This is a genomic window from Kitasatospora cystarginea (assembly GCF_039533515.1).
GTDB lineage: Bacteria > Actinomycetota > Actinomycetes > Streptomycetales > Streptomycetaceae > Kitasatospora > Kitasatospora cystarginea.
The window spans coordinates 14,392-30,137 of record NZ_BAAATR010000014.1; the positions used below are offsets into that span (position 1 = coordinate 14,392).

The following is a 15,746-nucleotide window of genomic DNA, read 5'->3' on the forward strand; positions in this document are numbered from 1 at the left end:
ACCGCTCTTGATCTCGGGAGGCACAGCACCGGGGCGCCCGGTGCGCAGGCGGGGGTTACTTCTGGATCGGGCGGTTCCGGGTTCGAGTCCCGGCCGGCCGGAGCCGCAGGCTCGGCCGGTAGCTCAATCGGTAGAGCACCTGACTGTCACCTCCACCGACGCCGGTTCGCCGGAACCGGCACCGATCTCGGGCGCCCCGTTCACCGTGCCCTCCCCTTCTCGCCGTTCAGCAGGGGGACTTCAGCATGTCGCGCTTCAACATCCGCAGGGCCAAGCCGGTTCCGTCCTCACCCGTGCGGACCACCGGCCGCACGGTGGCCAACCACCAGGGCGGCACCGGCTGGCTGCGCGACGAGAAGTCCGAGCTCTTCCTGCTCGCGGTCACCAACATGGTCGGGCAGAACACCTTCTACGAGCGCGGCGGCGACCGTGACGACCGCTTCACCGCGCTGGTCCGCCGGCTCGCCGTCAGCGAGCCCGACTGGACGCTCGGGCTGCTCCGCTGGCTGCGCGCCGACGCGCACCTGCGGACCGCGTCGCTGGTCGGAGCGGCCGAGTTCACCCGTGCCCGGCTGGACGCCGGGCTGCCGGGGCACTCCCGCCAGGTCATCGACGCGGTGCTGCAACGGCCCGACGAGCCGGGAGAGTTCCTCGCCTACTGGACCTCCCGCTACGGCCGCCGGCTGCCTCAGCCGGTCAAGCGCGGCGTCGCCGACGCCGTCCGCCGCCTCTACAACGGCCGGGCCCTGCTCAAGTACGACACCGCCGCCAAGGGGTACCGCTTCGGCGACGTACTGGAGCTGACCCACCCCGCGCCACACCCCGAGAAGCCGTGGCAGGGCGCCCTGTTCAAGTACGCCCTGGACCGGCGCCACCGCCCGGACGAGGCGCTGCCGCCCGCCGGCGACCGGCTGCTGACCGCCAACCGCGAACTGCTCGGCCTGCCCGTGGAACGGCGCCGCGCCGCCGTCACCGCCGAGGGCGGCGCCGAGCGGCTGGCCGCGGCCGGGTTCACCTGGGAGGCGCTGGCCGGCTGGCTGCAGGGCCCGCTGGACGCGGCCGCCTGGGAAGCGGTCATCCCGTCCATGGGGTCGATGGCTCTGGTGCGCAACCTGCGCAACTTCGACCAGGCCGGGGTCTCGGACGAGGTCGCCGCCGAGGTGGCCCGGCGGATCAGCGGCAAGGAGGAGGTCACCCGCTCCGGGCAGTTCCCGTTCCGCTACCTGGCCGCGCACCGCAACGCGCCGTCGCTGCGCTGGGGACACGCCCTGGAGCAGGCGCTCGGGCACTCGCTGGCCAACGTGCCCGCCCTGCCCGGCCGGACGCTGGTCCTGGTCGACCGCTCGGGTTCGATGTTCGACCGGCCGAGCGCCCAGACCCAGCTCAACCGGGCCGACTCGGCGGCGATCTTCGGCACCGCGCTCAAGATCCGGGCCGAGCGGGCCGACCTGGTGGAGTTCGGCAGCACCAGCCGACCGGTCGAGGTGCGGCGCGGCGAGCCGGTGCTCCGGGTGCTTGAGCGGTTCCACAGCCTCGGCGGCACCAACACCGCCGAAGCCGTCGCCGAGCACTACGCGGGCCACGACCGGGTGGTGGTGATCACCGATGAGCAGGCATACGGCAGTTGGGGCGGCGACCCGCTGGCTCCCGTGCCCGACGAAGTCCCGGTCTACACCTGGAACCTCGCCGGTTACGCCACCGGCCACGGCCCGTCCGGGACGGGCAACCGGCACACCTTCGGCGGGCTCAGCGACGCGGCGTTCCGGCTGATCCCGCTACTCGAGGCCGGCCGCGACGCCGACTGGCCGTGGCTCCAGGCCTAGGCGCATCGGGACGCTCCCCGGGCACACCCGGACGCTCCCCGAGGGCAGCGGGGGCGGGAGCCGCACGGCTCCCGCCCCCCTGGTGATCGCCCGACGCCCCTGGGAACATCGCTGGCACGGGCACCTGGGCGGCGGGTGCCGGGGGAGGAAGAAGGTGCTGCTGTGGCGTACGACTTCGATGTGACGGTGGTGGGCGGCGGGATCGTCGGACTGTCCACCGTGTACGCGCTCACCCGGCAACGGCCGGATCTGCGGGTACTGCTGCTGGAGAAGGAACCCGGCTTCGCCGCCCACCAGACCGGCCGCAACAGCGGAGTCATCCACAGCGGCGTGTACTACCGGCCCGGCTCGCTGAAGGCCAGGTACGCCACCCGGGGCGCCGCGGAGATGGTGGAGTTCTGCCGTGCGCAGGGCCTCCCCTACGAGGTCACCGGCAAGCTGATCGTGGCCACCGGGCGCGAGGAGCTGCCCCGGCTGCACGCCCTGGCGCGGCGCGGTCGGGAGAACGGCATCCCGGTCACCGAGCTGGACGCCGCCGGGATCACCGCGTACGAGCCCGAGGTGACCGGCATCGCGGCGCTGCACATCGGCACCACCGGCATCTGCGACTTCCCGGCGGTCGCCCGCCGGTGCGCGGCGCTCGCCGAGGAGGCGGGCGCGGTGCTGCGCACCGGCTGCGGTCTGGAGGGGGTCGAGCGACGCACGGACGGGATCGCCGTACAGATCGAGGGCGGTGCGGAACTGCGCACCGCGGTACTGGTCAACTGCGCCGGGCTGCACAGCGACCGGATCGCGCGGATGGCCGGGGACGACCCCGGGGCGCGGATCATCCCGTTCCGCGGCGAGTACTACGAACTCACCAAGGAGCGGCGGGAGTTGGTCCGGGGACTGGTGTACCCGGTTCCCGATCCGGCGTTCCCCTTCCTCGGCGTGCACCTCACCAGGGGTGTGCACGGCGACGTCCACGTCGGCCCCAACGCCGTCCCCGCGCTGGCCCGCGAGGGTTACGACTGGCGGACGGTCCGGCCGCGCGACCTCGCCGAGACGGTCCGCTTCCCCGGCACCTGGCAGATCGCGCGCCGGCACTGGCGGTACGAGCTCGGCGAACTGCACCGCTCGCTCTCCAAGCGGGCGTTCACGGCCGCCGTACAGCGGCTGCTTCCGGCGGTCACGGCGTCCGACCTGGTGCCGACCACGGCCGGGGTGCGGGCACAGGCGGTGGCCGGGGACGGCTCACTGCTGGACGACTTCGCCTTCGCCGGCTTCGACCCGGACGACCCGTCCTCGCCTCGGCGCACCGTCCATGTGCTCAACGCGCCCTCGCCGGCCGCCACCGCCTCGCTGCCGATCGGCCGCGAGGTCGCCCGCCGGGCGCTCGCCGCCCTGGAGCGGGAGGGCTGAGCTCCCAGCAACGGGACGGGAGCAGGACCGAACCAAACCGAACCGGGTCAGGAGCCGGGACAGGGACAGGAAAGGGGCGGGACGGGGTGGGGACAGGACGGGGGCTCTCAGGGGCCGTCGCTCTCCCCTGGGGATCCCGGGCGCACCCCCGTAGAATGGGGCGATTGTGACTGCCACCGCCTCCAGCACCCAGCCCTCCCCGTCCGCCCGGCTCTCCGCCGCTCCGGCCGCGTACCCCGCGCCGATGTACCCGCACAAGGCCACCGAGGCCCAGCACAGCGAGCGCCGGATCCGCAGCTTCCAGCCCCGCCGGGGCCGGATGACCAGCGCCCAGGCCAGTGCGCTGGACCGGGGCTGGGAACGGTACGGCCTGGCGATCGACGGCAGCCCGCTCGACCTCGGCAGCCTGTTCGGCGGCCTGCCGGTCACCCTGGAGATCGGCTTCGGCATGGGCGAGACCACCGCCGCGATGGCCGCCGCCGACCCGGCGACGGGCATCCTGGCCGCCGATGTGCACACCCCCGGCCACGGCAACCTGCTGCAGATGCTGGAGCGCAACGGCTCGGAGAACGTCCGCCTGGCCGCCGGCGACGCGGTGATCCTGCTGCGCGACATGCTGCCGGACGCCTCGCTGGCCGGCCTGCGGGTCTACTTCGCGGACCCGTGGCCCAAGCCCAAGCACCACAAGCGCCGCCTGGTCCAGCCGCACTTCCTCGACCTGGTGCTCCCCCGCCTGGCGCCCGGCGCGCTGGTGCACTGCGCCACCGACTGGGAGCCGTACGCCGAGCAGATGCTCGCCGTGCTCTCCGCCTCGCCGGAGCTGGAGAACCTGCACCCCGAGGGCGACGGCACCGGCTGGCTGGAGCCCGCCGACCACCCCGCGGGGAGCGTACCGGGTTACGCGCCGCGGCCCGAGTGGCGTCCGGTCACCAAGTTCGAGCGCGCCGGGATGGTCAAGGGCCACGTCGTACACGACCTGCTGTTCCGCCGCCGCTGAGACCGGCCCGACGACCGGCACCCGGCGGCGGGTACCAGCAGCGGATACCCGCCGCGGGTACCGATCGAGAGGTTCCCGCGGCAGGTTCCGACGAGGGGGCCGGCGGTAGGGCCCGACCGCGGGCCCGACCGCGGGCCCGACCGCGGGCCCGACCGCGGGCCCGACCGCGGGCCCGACGGCGACACCTGGCGGCAGGACCCGACGACGGGCTCCGGCCACGCGGAACTCCCGGACTGCGACGCCACGATCACGGCGACGCCACGATCACGGCGACGGCACCCCGAGCAACCTGAAGCAGCGTCACCCGCGGTGACCCTCCCGACACCGATCGTGCCGCGAGGCTCCCAGGAATCGCGCCGTTCCCCTACCCTTTCCGGGTGAGCAGTCCGTCCAGCGACGGCCCATCCCCCGACGCAGCGCTCCCCGCCGCAGCCGCCTCCCCCACCCTGGCCGCTGCGCCGGACGCCGCCGAACCACCCGGGTCCGCCGCCAGCGCGTCCGCGCACTCCGCCGGCACCCGACCGATCCCGGGGCCCCGGGTGCGACGGGCCGACCGACTGCTGGCCTGGCCCCCGTACGTCCGGCTGGAGAGCCTGCTCCGGCGGGCCGCCGAGCTGCGCTATCCCGCGCTCTCGTCCGCACTGGCCGCCGCCGCGCTCGCCGCCTGCGGCGTGCTCATCCTGGACCTGGTGCACCGACAGACCGGCACCACCGGACTGCTGGTCGGTCTCGGGCTGGCGCTGCTGCCACTGCCCTTCGTGCTGGGCGCGCTCGCCTGGCTCAACCAAACCGCCCGGGTGCCGTTGCGGCACGCCCTGTTCTGCCTCGCCTGGGGCGCCTTCGCGGCGACCACCGTGGCGATCATGGCGAACGGCTGGGCCAGCGACTTCCTGATCGCCCACCAGGGCAGCGCGCGCGGCGAGACGATCGGCGCCGAGTTCGCCACCCCGCTGATCGAGGAGAGCGCCAAGGGCGCCGCCCTGGTCATCCTCCTGCTCCCGCTGCACCGGCGGCTGCGCTGCCGAGCCGAGCGCACCTGCGCCGTCCTGGCCCGGCGGTCCCCGGCGCCGCTGCGCCGCTCGGTGCGCCGCCTGCGCAACGCCCCCCGGCTGCGCCGGTACCTGCGTCCGCTGCCGTACTTCCGCCCGGTCACCTACCACGGCCCGCACCCGCGCGACGGGCGGCGCCGGGCCCGCTCCAGTCCGCGCACCCTGGCCGCCGGGGTGGTCCTCGGCGGGGTCACCGCCTGCGGCTTCGGGTTCACCGAGAACGCCCTCTATCTGGGGCGGGCCTTCACCGACGACCAGCAGACCAGGCTGGACGGCATCGGCCTCGGCGAGCCGCCCAGCCTGCGGGACTTCGACACCACCGTGCACACCTTCGTCCTGCGCGGCCTGCTCTCCCCGTTCGCCCACCCGCTGTTCAGCGCCCTCACCGGGCTCGGCATCGCGATCGGCCTGACCACCGGCCGCCGCTGGGCGGCCCGGCTGGCCGCACCGGTCGGCCTGTTGCTGGCGATGGCCCTGCACGGCGCCTGGAACGCCGCCGCCGGTCTCGGCACCCACGGCTTCCTGCTGGTGTACGGGGCAGTGATGGTGCCCGCCTTCGTCGCCCTGGTCTGCTTCGCGGTCTGGGCCCGGGCCCGGAGCCTGCGGATCGGCCGACACCCGGACCACCCGGCCGGCAATCCGGCTGCCGGGCGCTCGGCCAGACGGAGGAAGGCTGCATGAGCCACCCGCGGCCGGGCCCGTGACGGAACCGATTTCCCTTATCGGCGACTCTCCCGTACTGTTGTGTTCACCGACGCGGGGTGGAGCAGCTCGGTAGCTCGCTGGGCTCATAACCCAGAGGTCGCAGGTTCAAATCCTGTCCCCGCTACTCAGTAGCCAGAAGGCCCGGCAGATTCGTCTGCCGGGCCTTCTGCGTTCCCGCTCCGCTTCTCAGCGCGCCCGCTCCGCACTCCCGCGCGGATAATCCGTTGCCTCCGGTCTTCGGCCTGCCTATCGTTGGGCTCAGAACACGGAAGGAGGTGATCCTGAGTTGAGTACACACGCTACTGCGCACGTATGCGCGTCTGACTCGCTCGGGCGCGCCTCCGTGGCGGCCGCCTACTAGGTTCGGCCCCCGCGGACGCGTTACCGCGCAGATGTTGTCGTTCCCCCGGGAGACCCTCAGAGCGAGGCCCCGGGGGTTCGGCATTTCCGGGCCTGGGTCGGATTCGATCCGGTGATCCCAATCTTTCGATCCAGTGATCCCAATCTGTGGAACGTTAGGATCGCCCGAAGGTGAGCCGGGAAGACTGGTCGGCACTGTGATCCGCCATGCGCCACTGCCCGGGAGCCCCAGATGACCAGACACCTCCGCCGAGTGCTTCTGGTCGCCGGTCTCGCCCTGACGGTGGTGCTCTCCTGGGCGTCCGTCCGGATCGCGCACCAGAGCTGGGCCAGGAACACCCTGCTGATCACGGGCCCGTGGCTGCTCCTGCTGCTGCTCACCCAGCTGCGGACCTCGGCCCGGGAGGTCCGCCGACGCTTCAGGGACCGGCCGTACTCCCGGTCCGGCAAGCGTTAGACCGCCTCCTGAACCCCGCCACGCTCCAACTCCCTGTCCGGCTCCGGCGATGACCGCTACAGTCGCTGCGACTCACGGGTGAATCGGGGGAGGCCGTCAGTGATCGGTTCGGAGTCCGGATCAGTGTCAGGTGCGATGTCCAGGCCGAAGGCCGGTGCGCGCCGCAGGGCGGTCGGCCGCGGGCACGGAGGCTACGAGCACGGACTCGCCCCTCAGGTGCAGTACGGCCTGGGCGGCGTGGTCGCCGCCGGCCTGGCCGGGCTGGCGCTCTGCTCGGCGGCGAGCGGGCACTGGATGGGGATGCTCGGCGGGGGCCTGCTGGTGGCCGCGATGTCCACGGCCGTCGGCGGCGGACTGGGCTTCCTGTTCGGTATCCCGCGCCTGCTCAGCAGCGGCGCGGCCGCGCACCCCGGTGATCTGAGCGCCACCTCCACCGCGAGCTATGCGCCGAACACCAACCTGGAACGGGCCTCCGACTGGCTGACCAAGATCCTGCTGGGTGCCGGGCTGACCCAGCTCGGTGCGGTGCCGCACCGGCTGCGGCAGTTGGGCGACGCCCTGGCGCCGCTGGTCGGGGGCGGGAACAGCGCGTCCGTGTTCGTGGACGTGGTGGTGGTCTACTTCGGCGTGCTCGGGTTCCTGTCCGGGTGGTTGCTCACCCGGCTGCTGCTGGCCCGTGCACTCTCCACCGCCGACCGGCAGACCCTGGCGGACTCGGTGGCCCAGACCTCCAACTCGGCGAGCAACCTCGACTACACCTCGACCGAGGTCCGGAAGATGTTCGACACCGGGGTCGAGGGTCTGCGCGTACAGGCTCTCGCCCTGCTCCAGGGCAAGCCCGACCCGGCCAACCTCGATCTGATCATCCGGGCGGTCGACCGCAACCTCTCACCGTTCGAGCTGCTGCAGGCGCTGCTCGCCGCCCGGGAGATCGCCACCGGCGGGACGCTGACGGACGAGCAGCGGGCGATGCTGCGGGAGGCGGTCGACTACAAGCTGCGCAACGTGCGGGCGGTGCCGCCGTACTCGCGGCGGCGCGTGGTCGGCGAGGAGATCCTGCGGCTGCTGGCCACACCCGAGGGGACCGGAACGGGAGCGGCCACCGTGCCCACACCCGCGACCGGAACCGGAACCGCCGGAGCGGGCACCCCCACCGTGCCCACACCCGCGACCGGAACCGGAACCGCCGGAGCGGGCACCCCCACCGTGCCCACACCCGCGACCGGAACCGGAGCGGGCCCGGACGAGACCGCGGCCGGGGCGCGGGCGACGGCACAGGCTTAGCCGGTCACGGCCGGCCCGCGCTCAGCGGTCGGAGAGCAGGCCCCGGATGGCCGCTCGGCTGACGCCGTTGAGCGTGCGGACCAGGCCCGCTGCGAGGTAGAGGAACGCGATGCCGAGGAGCGAGACGCCCGCGATCTGCCAGGCCGAGGTTATGTAGTACTCGTAGTGACCGCTCTCGGTGGTGAAGTCGACCAGCCGCATGCCCGGCCAGCCCACGTACTTGCGGAACACCCAGTGGTAGGCGGGATAGAGCGCGAGCGACCAGCCGACCGCCAGGAAGACCGTCGAGACCACGAAGCTCAGGATGCTCCAGGGGAACATCACCACCTGGTACAGCGCCGCCTTCCAGCCCGCCGGGTCGGCCAGCTGGGCGGTGATCCGGCCCCAGAGACCGGGACGGCCGGGCCGGACCGGGGCCGGCTCCGCTATCTCGGCGCCGAGCAGCGTACGGGCCCGGAGGCGCTCCAGGGCCCCGAGCCCGCGGGCGCCGACGAGCAGCAGCGCGAGCACCGGCAGGCCCAGTGCGGTGACCGCCAGACCGACACCGGCGCTGAAGAAGGCGATGACGAAGCTGAAGCCCACCGCGGCGAGGGGCAGCGAGGTCAGCGCGAAGCCGGCCTGCCGCCAGGTGGCGGCGGTGACCGGGGCCAGCCAGAAGGACCCCCGCGGCCCGGCTCCGTCCCCCGAGGGGCGGCCGGCGGTGCGGTGGATGCTGTCGGTGGCGGTGCTGCTCATCGCGGTCCCCCTGGTGTCGTCCGTGCTCACACCTCAACGGTGTCAGTTCCGGGCCGCCGCCGTAATGCAGCCCGCTGCCGAGTCGGGGGTGGGGTTGTCCCTACCCCCGTCCTGCAGCGGGCGCCACCCACTCGTCCTCCAGCAGCGAGAACAGCAGTGAGTCGTACCAGGTGCCGCGCAGCCACAGGTCGTGCCGGATGCGACCCTCCCGTTGGAAGCCGGCCTTGGTGAGCACGCGGACGGAGGCGGTGTTCTCCGGGTCGACCCGGGCGGCGAGGCGGTGCAGTCCGAGGGTCCGGAAGCCGAACTCGCAGAGCAGCGCGGTGATTTCAGTCGCGTACCCGTTGCCCCAGGCGTCCCGGCGCAGCGCGTAGCCGAGGGTGGCGGAGCGGTGGTCGCCGAGGTCGAGGACGGCGGTGCCGATCGGCGTGGCGTACTCGGGTTCGTCGGCGGCGAGCACCGTGACGGCGAGCCGGTAGACGGTGCGCGGCTCGGCCTCGGCCTGTTCGACGTAGAGCTCGATCTGGTCGGCGCACGTCTCACGGTCGCGTGGTTCGAAGGGCAGGTACCTGGCGGCCTCCGGGTCGCCGAAGACTGCGTGCAGGGCGTCCACGTCGCGGGGCGTGTGGTGGAACTCGCGGAGGGCGAGGCGCGGGCCGGTCAGCAGCACGGCCCGCCCCGACCCGGCCGGTCCCGGTTCTGGCTCCATGCCGTCCGACCCTACAGCGGGCCCCGGCTACGGGTGCGGCACCCGCACGGAGGCCGTACCCCCTGGCACCGGCTACGGTACGTAGCGTGAACCACGATCTGCAGCTCACCCCGGGTACCCGCACCACCGATCTGCTCGCCTGGGCGGCCGAGCACGGGTACGAGCCGGTGCCCGAAGAGGCGCTGCGGACGGTGCTCACCCTGCTGGAGCTCGGCGGCGCGTCGATGCACGAGGGCTTCCCCGAGCTGAGTTCGCCGCTGCTGGAGCAGCTGCTGCACGAGCAGCTCCACCTGTACGTACAGCCCGTGGCCGAACCGGAGGCGTACGGGCGGGCGGTGCGGCTGCTGATCGACCATCAGCGGGCGACCCGGCGGCTGAACGCCAAGCGGCACGCCAGGCTGCACGCGGAGGCCGAGTGGCAGGGCGAGCTGCTCTGCGACCTGCTGCGCCGACCGCACCTGCTGACCTGGCCCCGGCTGTACACGCTGCTGCTGCGCGCGGACGGCGTGGACGTCAGCGACGCGGCGGCCGTACGGGCCTGGCTGGAGGAGTTCCGCGCACTGACGGAGGACCAGCGGATCGCGTGCTTCGTCTGGCTGGAGGAGCTGGGGCCGATGGAGCCGGTGCAGGGGGACGAGGGCTGGAACCGGGCGCGAGTGCTCTCGGTGGGGATGGCCACCGACGGGGCGCGGCTGCTGCTGGAGAACCGGCTGATGCGGCGCAGCTACCGCAATCTGGCCGGGCGGAACGCGCTGGGCCTGCCGATGCCCGACGAACTCGCCGGTGACTTCGAGGACTTCGAGGCGGCGGTGGCGGCGGAGGCGCTGCGGCTGTGCGGGGAGTGGACGGTACCGGGGCTGCCCGAGCTGCTGGTGGCGGAGTTCGCGGACCTGGCGCCCGAGCCGGAGACGGCGGAGATCGAGGAGTACCTGGCGGGCACGGACGCCTGACCGGCCGGCCGCCGTACGCCCGGCGACCCGCCGCACCGCGCCCCTGCACCAGGGTGTACCGGGCCCGGCCGGGCCGGCCGCCGGGGCGCGCCCGGCGGCCGAGGGCCGTTACGGCTGGAGGCCGTGGGAGTGGAACCAGGCCAGCGGGTCGACCGGGGCGCCCCCGGCGGGGCGGACCTCCAGGTGGACGTGGGGGCCGAGGGGCACGCCCGACGGCAGGACGCCGCGGGAGTGCCCGGTCGCGCCGACCCGGCCGAGCTGGGTGCCCGCGGTGACCTGTCCGGACACGGCGGAGATGGCGGAGAGGTGGCAGTACCAGATCTCGGTGCCGTCGGGCAGGGTCTGGACCACCCGGTAGCCGTACGCGCCGGACCAGCCGGCCGCGGTGACGGTGCCCGCGCCGACGGCGGTGACCGGGGCGCCGGTGCGAGCGGCGAAGTCCAGGCCGGTGTGCGGCTGGGACCAGTGCGAACCGGCCTGGTCGAACCGCGTCGCGAGCGTGTAGCCGTCGACCGGCGGCCGGAGGGTGCCGAGCCGGGCGCGTTCCCCGGCGGCCTGGGCCTCGGCCTGCTGGACGGCCCGCTTGGCCTCGGCCTCCTGGGCGGCGGCCAGCCGGGCGGCCTCCTCCGTGCTGGTGCGCTCTCCGTCGGCCTGCTGCTGGATCCGGGCGGTGAGGGTGAGTCCGGGGTCGGCGGCCAGGACGTGGTCCGAGGCCGTGTCGGGGACGGAGAACGCCGGCGCGGGAGCGGGCGGCTGGGTGGCGGTGGCCGCGGCGGCCGGTCCTGCGGTGGCGAAACCGGTGGCGCCGAGTCCGGCGGCCATCGCGGTCACGCCGAGCAGCGAGCCGCTGCGCGACTGGCGGGGCATCCGGTGCCGGGCCGCACCGTCGGCGTCGGCGGCCGGTTCCGGCGGAAGGTCGAGCAGCTGGGTGCCGACCCCGACGCTGCCGACCCCGAGGTTGGCAGGGCTGTGCGACAAGGACGCCACCGGGCGCGCTCCTTTCCTTCCTTCGCGCCGACCGGGTTAGCTGACGGGTTCGGAGCAGGAAGGTCTCCTACGAGTGGGCGGGCCCACCCGATTCACCCCAGGAACGTGGTTCCCCGGCTCCCGGACCCACCCACGGGGCAGATCTTGGGGATTGGGCGACGGCGCACGGTGCCGTTCGGGTACGGCGTTGCCGACCGCGCTGCGTTATCAAACGTTAATCCGAGAAGGCCATGATTCCAAGCTGCACGCCTGGTGAAGTCCTTGGCTCCTGAGGCGCAATGGGCGATTTGTGACTATTGACCAGCTCGCCCCATGACAGCCCGTTATCCACCAGGGGGATCAGCCCTGGGCCCGGCGGTCCCGCTCGGCGAAGGTCGCACCGGCGATCGCCCAGTTCTCGCGCGGCACCTCCTCGATCGCCACCCAGATGCTCTCCGGCTGCACGCCGGTCGCCCGGGCGTACGCCTCGGTGAGCTCGCGGGCGATCTCGGCCTTCTGCTCCTCGGTGCGGCCGGCCAGCTGCTTGACGTTGATGAACGGCATGACAGCCCCTCAGGTTCGGGTTCTGCGGTCAGCCGCACCGTATCGCACGACCCCGGAGCACCGACGCCCGGAAGACCCCGGGCGGCGAGCACCCCACCGGAGTCCGCGAGTGCAGTCACCGCAGACCCCTTGACGGCTAAAGCTATTAGCCATAGCTTTTGGGCTACAGGAAGCAGCCACACAACGGCGGAGGCTCACCATGCCCGGCACCCAGCACCCCGACACCCGGTTCCTCGACGTCCCCGGCGGCCGGATCGCGTTCGACGACAGCGGCACCACCGCCGGCGGCGCCCCCGTGGTGCTGCTGCCCGGCATGCTCGACTCCCGCGCCTCGTACCGGTACCTGCGGCCGCTGCTCGTCGCGGCCGGCCACCGGGTGATCACCATGGATCTGCGCGGCTTCGGCGAGTCCTCGATCGCCTGGGACGACTACTCGCCCGACGCCGTCGCGCACGACGTGTTCGCCCTGCTGGACCACCTGGGCATCGCGCGGGCCGTCCTGGTCGGCAACTCCTACACCGGCGCCACCGTGGTCAAGGCGGCCGGAACCGCTCCCGAGCGGGTTGCCGGGATCGCCCTGATCGACGCCTTCCTGGAGCACTCGCCGAACGCCTTCGGGCGGGCGCTGATGAAGGCGCTCGGCCCGCTGGTGCTGGCCTTCCCCGGAAGCTGGGGCGCCGCCCAGCGGTACTACTACCCCTCGCGCCGGCCCGCCGACTTCGGGGCCTACCGGGCCGGTCTGGTCGCCGCGCTGCGCGCCCCCGGCCGGAAGAACGCCACCCGGGGCCAGCTGGGCGGCGACTCCGTGGCCGCCGGGTCGGCGGCGGCGGTCCGCTGCCCGGCGTTGGTGATCATGGGCAGCAAGGACGTCGACTTTCCCGACCCGGCCGCGCTCGCCGACCGGCAGGCCGCCGCGCTGAAGGGCCGTAAGGTGATGATCGACGGTGCCGGACACTACCCGCAGGCGGAGTTCCCCGGAGCCACCGCCGACGCCCTGCTCCCCTTCCTGCACGAGGTCGCCTGATGCCCAGGGTCGGACTCACCCCCGCCGCCGTCGTGGGCCACGCCCTCGAACTGATCGACGAGGAGGGCCCCGAGGCCCTCACCCTGGCCGCCGTGGCCGCCCGCGCGGGCGTCGCCACCCCGTCCCTGTACAAGCACGTCAGCGGCGGCCTGGCCGAACTGCGCCGGCTGATCGCCGTCCGGGTCACCGAGGAACTGGCCGAGCAGCTGGCTGCGGCGGTGCTGGGGCGCAGCCAGGACGAGGCGGTCGAGGCCCTGCTGGCGGCCTACCTGGACTACGCGGGCCGCCACCCGCGCCGGTACGCCGCGCTGCCGCAAGCGCCCCAGGAGGACGAGGACCTGCAGTACGCGGCCGGCCGGCTGGTCGGGGTGATCCTGGCGGTGCTGCGCGGATACGGCCTGGAGGACTCGGAGGCGATCCACGCGGCGCGCACCGTGCGCTCGATGGCCCACGGCTTCGCCTCGCTCTGTGCCGGCGGGGCCTTCCAGCTGGCCGAGGACCTGGCGGTGACCCGGGAGCGGCTGATCCGGGTGCTGACCGAGGGGCTGCGGGCCTGGCCCGCCTGAAGGCGGCTTCAGGGAGGGCGGCGGCTTGACGCCGACCGTGCCCAGGGCACAGGGTGGCCCAACGGGGCGGAGCCGTGCGGCGGTTCAGCGGCGGGGGCCTGCCGGGGGGAGCCCGCAGCGGGTCGCGTACCGTGGCAGGGCCGATCCGGATGGACGCCGCGCACGTACCGGTGCGGACCCGGGGATTCGAGACCGAACTGTCGCATACCGCCGGTCGCACCGGGGGTGGGCCTGGGTAGGTACCGTCCGGGCGGCCCGCATCGCGCCGCCGGGGGCGTGGGCCGCGGAGCAGGCGGCCCCGAGGCACGATCACGAGGAGGAGGGCGGCATGACGCAGACCACGCGGACCACCCGTCCCGGTACCGGTCCCATCCCGGAGCAGCACCGCCCGGCCGCGGCCGTACGGCCACCCCTCGGCAGCGGACTGGCGGACACCGCGCGGCGCGCCTTCGCGATCGCCCGCGGCCTGCGCTCGCTGCGGCCGGTCCCCGCCCGCGCCCAGGAGCCGTACGGGGAGAGCGACGGCCATTGACGCGCTCTCCGGGCTGAAGCCCGGTGCGCTGCGGACAATCTCGGTAGCCGCGCCCCGACCGAAGGGACGCCCCTCGCGCCGACGCGGCATTCACCGGGATCCGGACCTGCGACGCTAGATTGACCTGAGCCAACGGATGGTCAGTGGCCTGGCCCGAGTCTCGGCGGAGGTCCTCGTGCCCGCAGTCACCACGGTGGCACGACAGCTCGCCGGAGCGCTGCGGCGCGGCCCCTACGGACGCTGGCTGAGCCGCCTGCTGGACGGCGACCCGCAGGCCGAGTGGCTCGCCCTCGTTCTGCTCACCATCAGCAGTGCGCTGCTGACCCTGCTCGCCATCGCCGCGCCGAACGACTGCCCGCCGTCGGCGCTGTCGCTGCCGCTGCTGGTCGGCGGCTTCCTCCTGCACATCCGCCTGCAGGCCATGCTGCTGGTCCCGGTCGGGCTCGGGCTGCTCGCCCAGCGGCTGCTGCGCGTGCCCCTCGGGGTGCGGCTCGGCTCGGCGCTGATGGTGGCGCTCGCCGCGGTGATCGGGCTGCTGATGTCCCGCCACCGCAGCCGGCTCGGACTGCGCGGCACCCGGGGCGACACCATGCTGCTGGAACTCGCCGAGCGCACCCGGGACCTCGGCCGCCTCCCCGACCGCCTGCTGGACTGGCGTTTCCACCGGGCCCTCTCCCCGGTCAGCGGCGCGTTCTTCGCCGGCGACTTCCTGCTCACCTCGCAGCGGCCCGACCGGGACCTGCTGGAGGTGGTCCTGGTCGACGTCTCGGGCAAGGGCAGCCGGGCCGCCGCGCGGTCGATGCACCTGTCCGGGGCGTTCGCGATGCTGCTCGGCTCGGTGCCGCCCGAGGCCTTCCTGCCCCGGGCCAACGACTACCTGGCCGCCGGCGACTGGGAGGACGAGTTCGCCACCGCCGTCCACCTCGCGCTCAGCCCATCGACCGGGCGCTACCGGCTGTTCAACGCCGGGCACCCGCCCGCCGCGCACTACCACCGCGCGAACGGCGGCCGCTGGGAGCTGCGCGGCGAGAGCGGACCCGCGCTGGGGATCTTCGCGGGGACGCGCTACCCCCCGACCGCCGGGCGGCTCGCGTACGGGGACTCGCTGCTGCTCTACAGCGACGGCCTGGTCGAGGTGCCCGGCGAGGACATCGACCAGGGCATCGGGCGACTGCTGGAGGCGGCCACACCGCTGCTCCGGTACGGCGGTGCGGCCGATCCGGCGGCGGAGCTGCTGCAGACGGTCGCCCGCAACGTCGCCGACGACCGGACGGTGGTGATCGTGCGCCGGCTGGGCGCGGGCAGCTGAACCGGCCGGGGCGGCCGGGCGGTGCCGCGATCCGGCGATCCCCCGTCCGCCGGCCCGGCACCGGATCGCCGGATCGCCGGATCGCCGGATCGCCGGATCGCCGGATCGCCGGATCGCCGGATCGCCGGATCGCCGGATCGGACGAAATTACCGACAGGTACCCGGATTTGAGCTGTCTCGGGGGTGAACTGGAGCCCGATCCGGCCAACCTTGGTCCCAGTTGAGCTGTCCAGCAGCAGAAATGTCGCGATCGGGTCACTGAACGTCAGATACGTTCACACATACGTAGGATCATCCCCCTAGAATCCCCCGCGT

At 73.7% G+C, this 15,746-nt stretch carries 15 protein-coding genes, 1 tRNA gene and 1 riboswitch; of the genes, 12 read left to right on the top strand and 4 right to left on the bottom strand.

Going from position 1 to position 15,746, the window contains the following annotated elements:
• The first annotated feature begins 245 nt into the window (after positions 1-245).
• From ABD369_RS17210 to ABD369_RS17240, 7 genes are all read left to right on the top strand, one after another.
• Entirely contained in the window at positions 246-1,823 is a 1,578-nt protein-coding gene (locus ABD369_RS17210; protein ID WP_344637295.1) for a TROVE domain-containing protein, read from the top strand.
• A gap of 162 nt (positions 1,824-1,985) precedes the next feature.
• Positions 1,986-3,224 (top strand): L-2-hydroxyglutarate oxidase, encoded by a 1,239-nt coding sequence (gene lhgO / locus ABD369_RS17215; RefSeq protein WP_344637296.1) that lies wholly within the window; start codon positions 1,986-1,988, stop codon positions 3,222-3,224.
• 166 nt (positions 3,225-3,390) lie between these two features.
• Positions 3,391-4,221 carry a tRNA (guanosine(46)-N7)-methyltransferase TrmB gene (gene trmB, locus ABD369_RS17220; protein WP_344637297.1) on the top strand — a complete coding sequence of 277 codons (831 nt, stop codon included), beginning with the start codon at positions 3,391-3,393 and terminating at the stop codon, positions 4,219-4,221.
• A gap of 377 nt (positions 4,222-4,598) precedes the next feature.
• Positions 4,599-5,951 (top strand): PrsW family intramembrane metalloprotease, encoded by a 1,353-nt coding sequence (locus ABD369_RS17225; protein WP_344637298.1) that lies wholly within the window; start codon positions 4,599-4,601, stop codon positions 5,949-5,951.
• Positions 5,952-6,025: 74 nt separating this feature from the next.
• Positions 6,026-6,099, top strand: a tRNA-Met gene (locus ABD369_RS17230).
• Positions 6,100-6,567: 468 nt separating this feature from the next.
• Positions 6,568-6,792 carry a hypothetical protein gene (locus tag ABD369_RS17235; RefSeq protein WP_344637299.1) on the top strand — a complete coding sequence of 75 codons (225 nt, stop codon included), beginning with the start codon at positions 6,568-6,570 and terminating at the stop codon, positions 6,790-6,792.
• Positions 6,793-6,927: 135 nt separating this feature from the next.
• Positions 6,928-8,076, top strand: coding sequence for a hypothetical protein (locus tag ABD369_RS17240; protein ID WP_344637300.1), 1,149 nt, complete (start codon positions 6,928-6,930; stop codon positions 8,074-8,076).
• A 21-nt stretch (positions 8,077-8,097) separates the two neighbouring features.
• Here ABD369_RS17240 and ABD369_RS17245 read toward each other — a convergent pair whose 3' ends face one another.
• Both ABD369_RS17245 and ABD369_RS17250 read right to left on the bottom strand, forming a co-directional pair.
• A complete protein-coding gene (locus ABD369_RS17245; RefSeq protein ID WP_344637301.1) occupies positions 8,098-8,841 on the bottom strand; it encodes a sensor domain-containing protein in 744 nt (247 codons plus the stop codon).
• Positions 8,842-8,911: 70 nt separating this feature from the next.
• Positions 8,912-9,520 carry a GNAT family N-acetyltransferase gene (locus ABD369_RS17250; protein WP_344637302.1) on the bottom strand — a complete coding sequence of 203 codons (609 nt, stop codon included), beginning with the start codon at positions 9,518-9,520 and terminating at the stop codon, positions 8,912-8,914.
• Between the two features lie 86 nt (positions 9,521-9,606).
• On the opposite strand from ABD369_RS17250, the gene ABD369_RS17255 reads away from it, so the two are divergent.
• Positions 9,607-10,470, top strand: a complete 864-nt coding sequence (locus ABD369_RS17255; RefSeq protein ID WP_344637303.1) for a hypothetical protein — start codon at positions 9,607-9,609, stop codon at positions 10,468-10,470.
• A gap of 108 nt (positions 10,471-10,578) precedes the next feature.
• Here ABD369_RS17255 and ABD369_RS17260 read toward each other — a convergent pair whose 3' ends face one another.
• Together ABD369_RS17260 and ABD369_RS17265 are read right to left on the bottom strand one after the other, a co-directional pair.
• Positions 10,579-11,457 carry a M23 family metallopeptidase gene (locus ABD369_RS17260; RefSeq protein ID WP_344637304.1) on the bottom strand — a complete coding sequence of 293 codons (879 nt, stop codon included), beginning with the start codon at positions 11,455-11,457 and terminating at the stop codon, positions 10,579-10,581.
• A gap of 11 nt (positions 11,458-11,468) precedes the next feature.
• Positions 11,469-11,625, bottom strand: a riboswitch (cyclic di-AMP (ydaO/yuaA leader).
• Between the two features lie 171 nt (positions 11,626-11,796).
• Positions 11,797-12,000: a tautomerase family protein gene (locus ABD369_RS17265; protein WP_344637305.1), complete on the bottom strand. Its 204-nt coding sequence runs from the start codon at positions 11,998-12,000 to the stop codon at positions 11,797-11,799.
• 199 nt (positions 12,001-12,199) lie between these two features.
• Between ABD369_RS17265 and ABD369_RS17270 the strand changes: the two genes are divergently transcribed.
• The 4 genes from ABD369_RS17270 to ABD369_RS17285 all read left to right on the top strand — a co-directional run bounded on the left by ABD369_RS17270 (position 12,200) and on the right by ABD369_RS17285 (position 15,431).
• Positions 12,200-13,024 carry an alpha/beta fold hydrolase gene (locus ABD369_RS17270; protein WP_344637306.1) on the top strand — a complete coding sequence of 275 codons (825 nt, stop codon included), beginning with the start codon at positions 12,200-12,202 and terminating at the stop codon, positions 13,022-13,024.
• Complete coding sequence (locus ABD369_RS17275) at positions 13,024-13,590, top strand: TetR/AcrR family transcriptional regulator (RefSeq protein ID WP_344637307.1); 567 nt, start codon at positions 13,024-13,026, stop codon at positions 13,588-13,590. The genes ABD369_RS17270 and ABD369_RS17275 overlap by 1 nt, the downstream gene beginning before the upstream one ends.
• A 328-nt stretch (positions 13,591-13,918) precedes the next feature.
• The gene (locus ABD369_RS17280) at positions 13,919-14,122 is read left to right on the top strand and encodes a hypothetical protein (protein WP_344637308.1); all 204 of its coding nucleotides are present in this window, start codon (positions 13,919-13,921) and stop codon (positions 14,120-14,122) included.
• A gap of 175 nt (positions 14,123-14,297) precedes the next feature.
• Positions 14,298-15,431: a PP2C family protein-serine/threonine phosphatase gene (locus ABD369_RS17285; protein ID WP_344637309.1), complete on the top strand. Its 1,134-nt coding sequence runs from the start codon at positions 14,298-14,300 to the stop codon at positions 15,429-15,431.
• Positions 15,432-15,746: the final 315 nt, after the last annotated feature.

Excerpts from the sequence above, each read along its gene's own strand:
- ABD369_RS17210 (WP_344637295.1), top strand. The coding sequence starts at position 246 with ATGTCGCGCTTCAACATCCGCAGGGCCAAGCCGGTTCCGTCCTCACCC.
- ABD369_RS17235 (WP_344637299.1), top strand. The coding sequence starts at position 6,568 with ATGACCAGACACCTCCGCCGAGTGCTTCTGGTCGCCGGTCTCGCCCTG.
- ABD369_RS17240 (WP_344637300.1), top strand. The coding sequence starts at position 6,928 with ATGTCCAGGCCGAAGGCCGGTGCGCGCCGCAGGGCGGTCGGCCGCGGG.
- ABD369_RS17250 (WP_344637302.1), bottom strand. The coding sequence starts at position 9,520 with ATGGAGCCAGAACCGGGACCGGCCGGGTCGGGGCGGGCCGTGCTGCTG.
- ABD369_RS17265 (WP_344637305.1), bottom strand. The coding sequence starts at position 12,000 with ATGCCGTTCATCAACGTCAAGCAGCTGGCCGGCCGCACCGAGGAGCAG.
- ABD369_RS17270 (WP_344637306.1), top strand. The coding sequence starts at position 12,200 with ATGCCCGGCACCCAGCACCCCGACACCCGGTTCCTCGACGTCCCCGGC.
- ABD369_RS17275 (WP_344637307.1), top strand. The coding sequence starts at position 13,024 with ATGCCCAGGGTCGGACTCACCCCCGCCGCCGTCGTGGGCCACGCCCTC.
- ABD369_RS17280 (WP_344637308.1), top strand. The coding sequence starts at position 13,919 with ATGACGCAGACCACGCGGACCACCCGTCCCGGTACCGGTCCCATCCCG.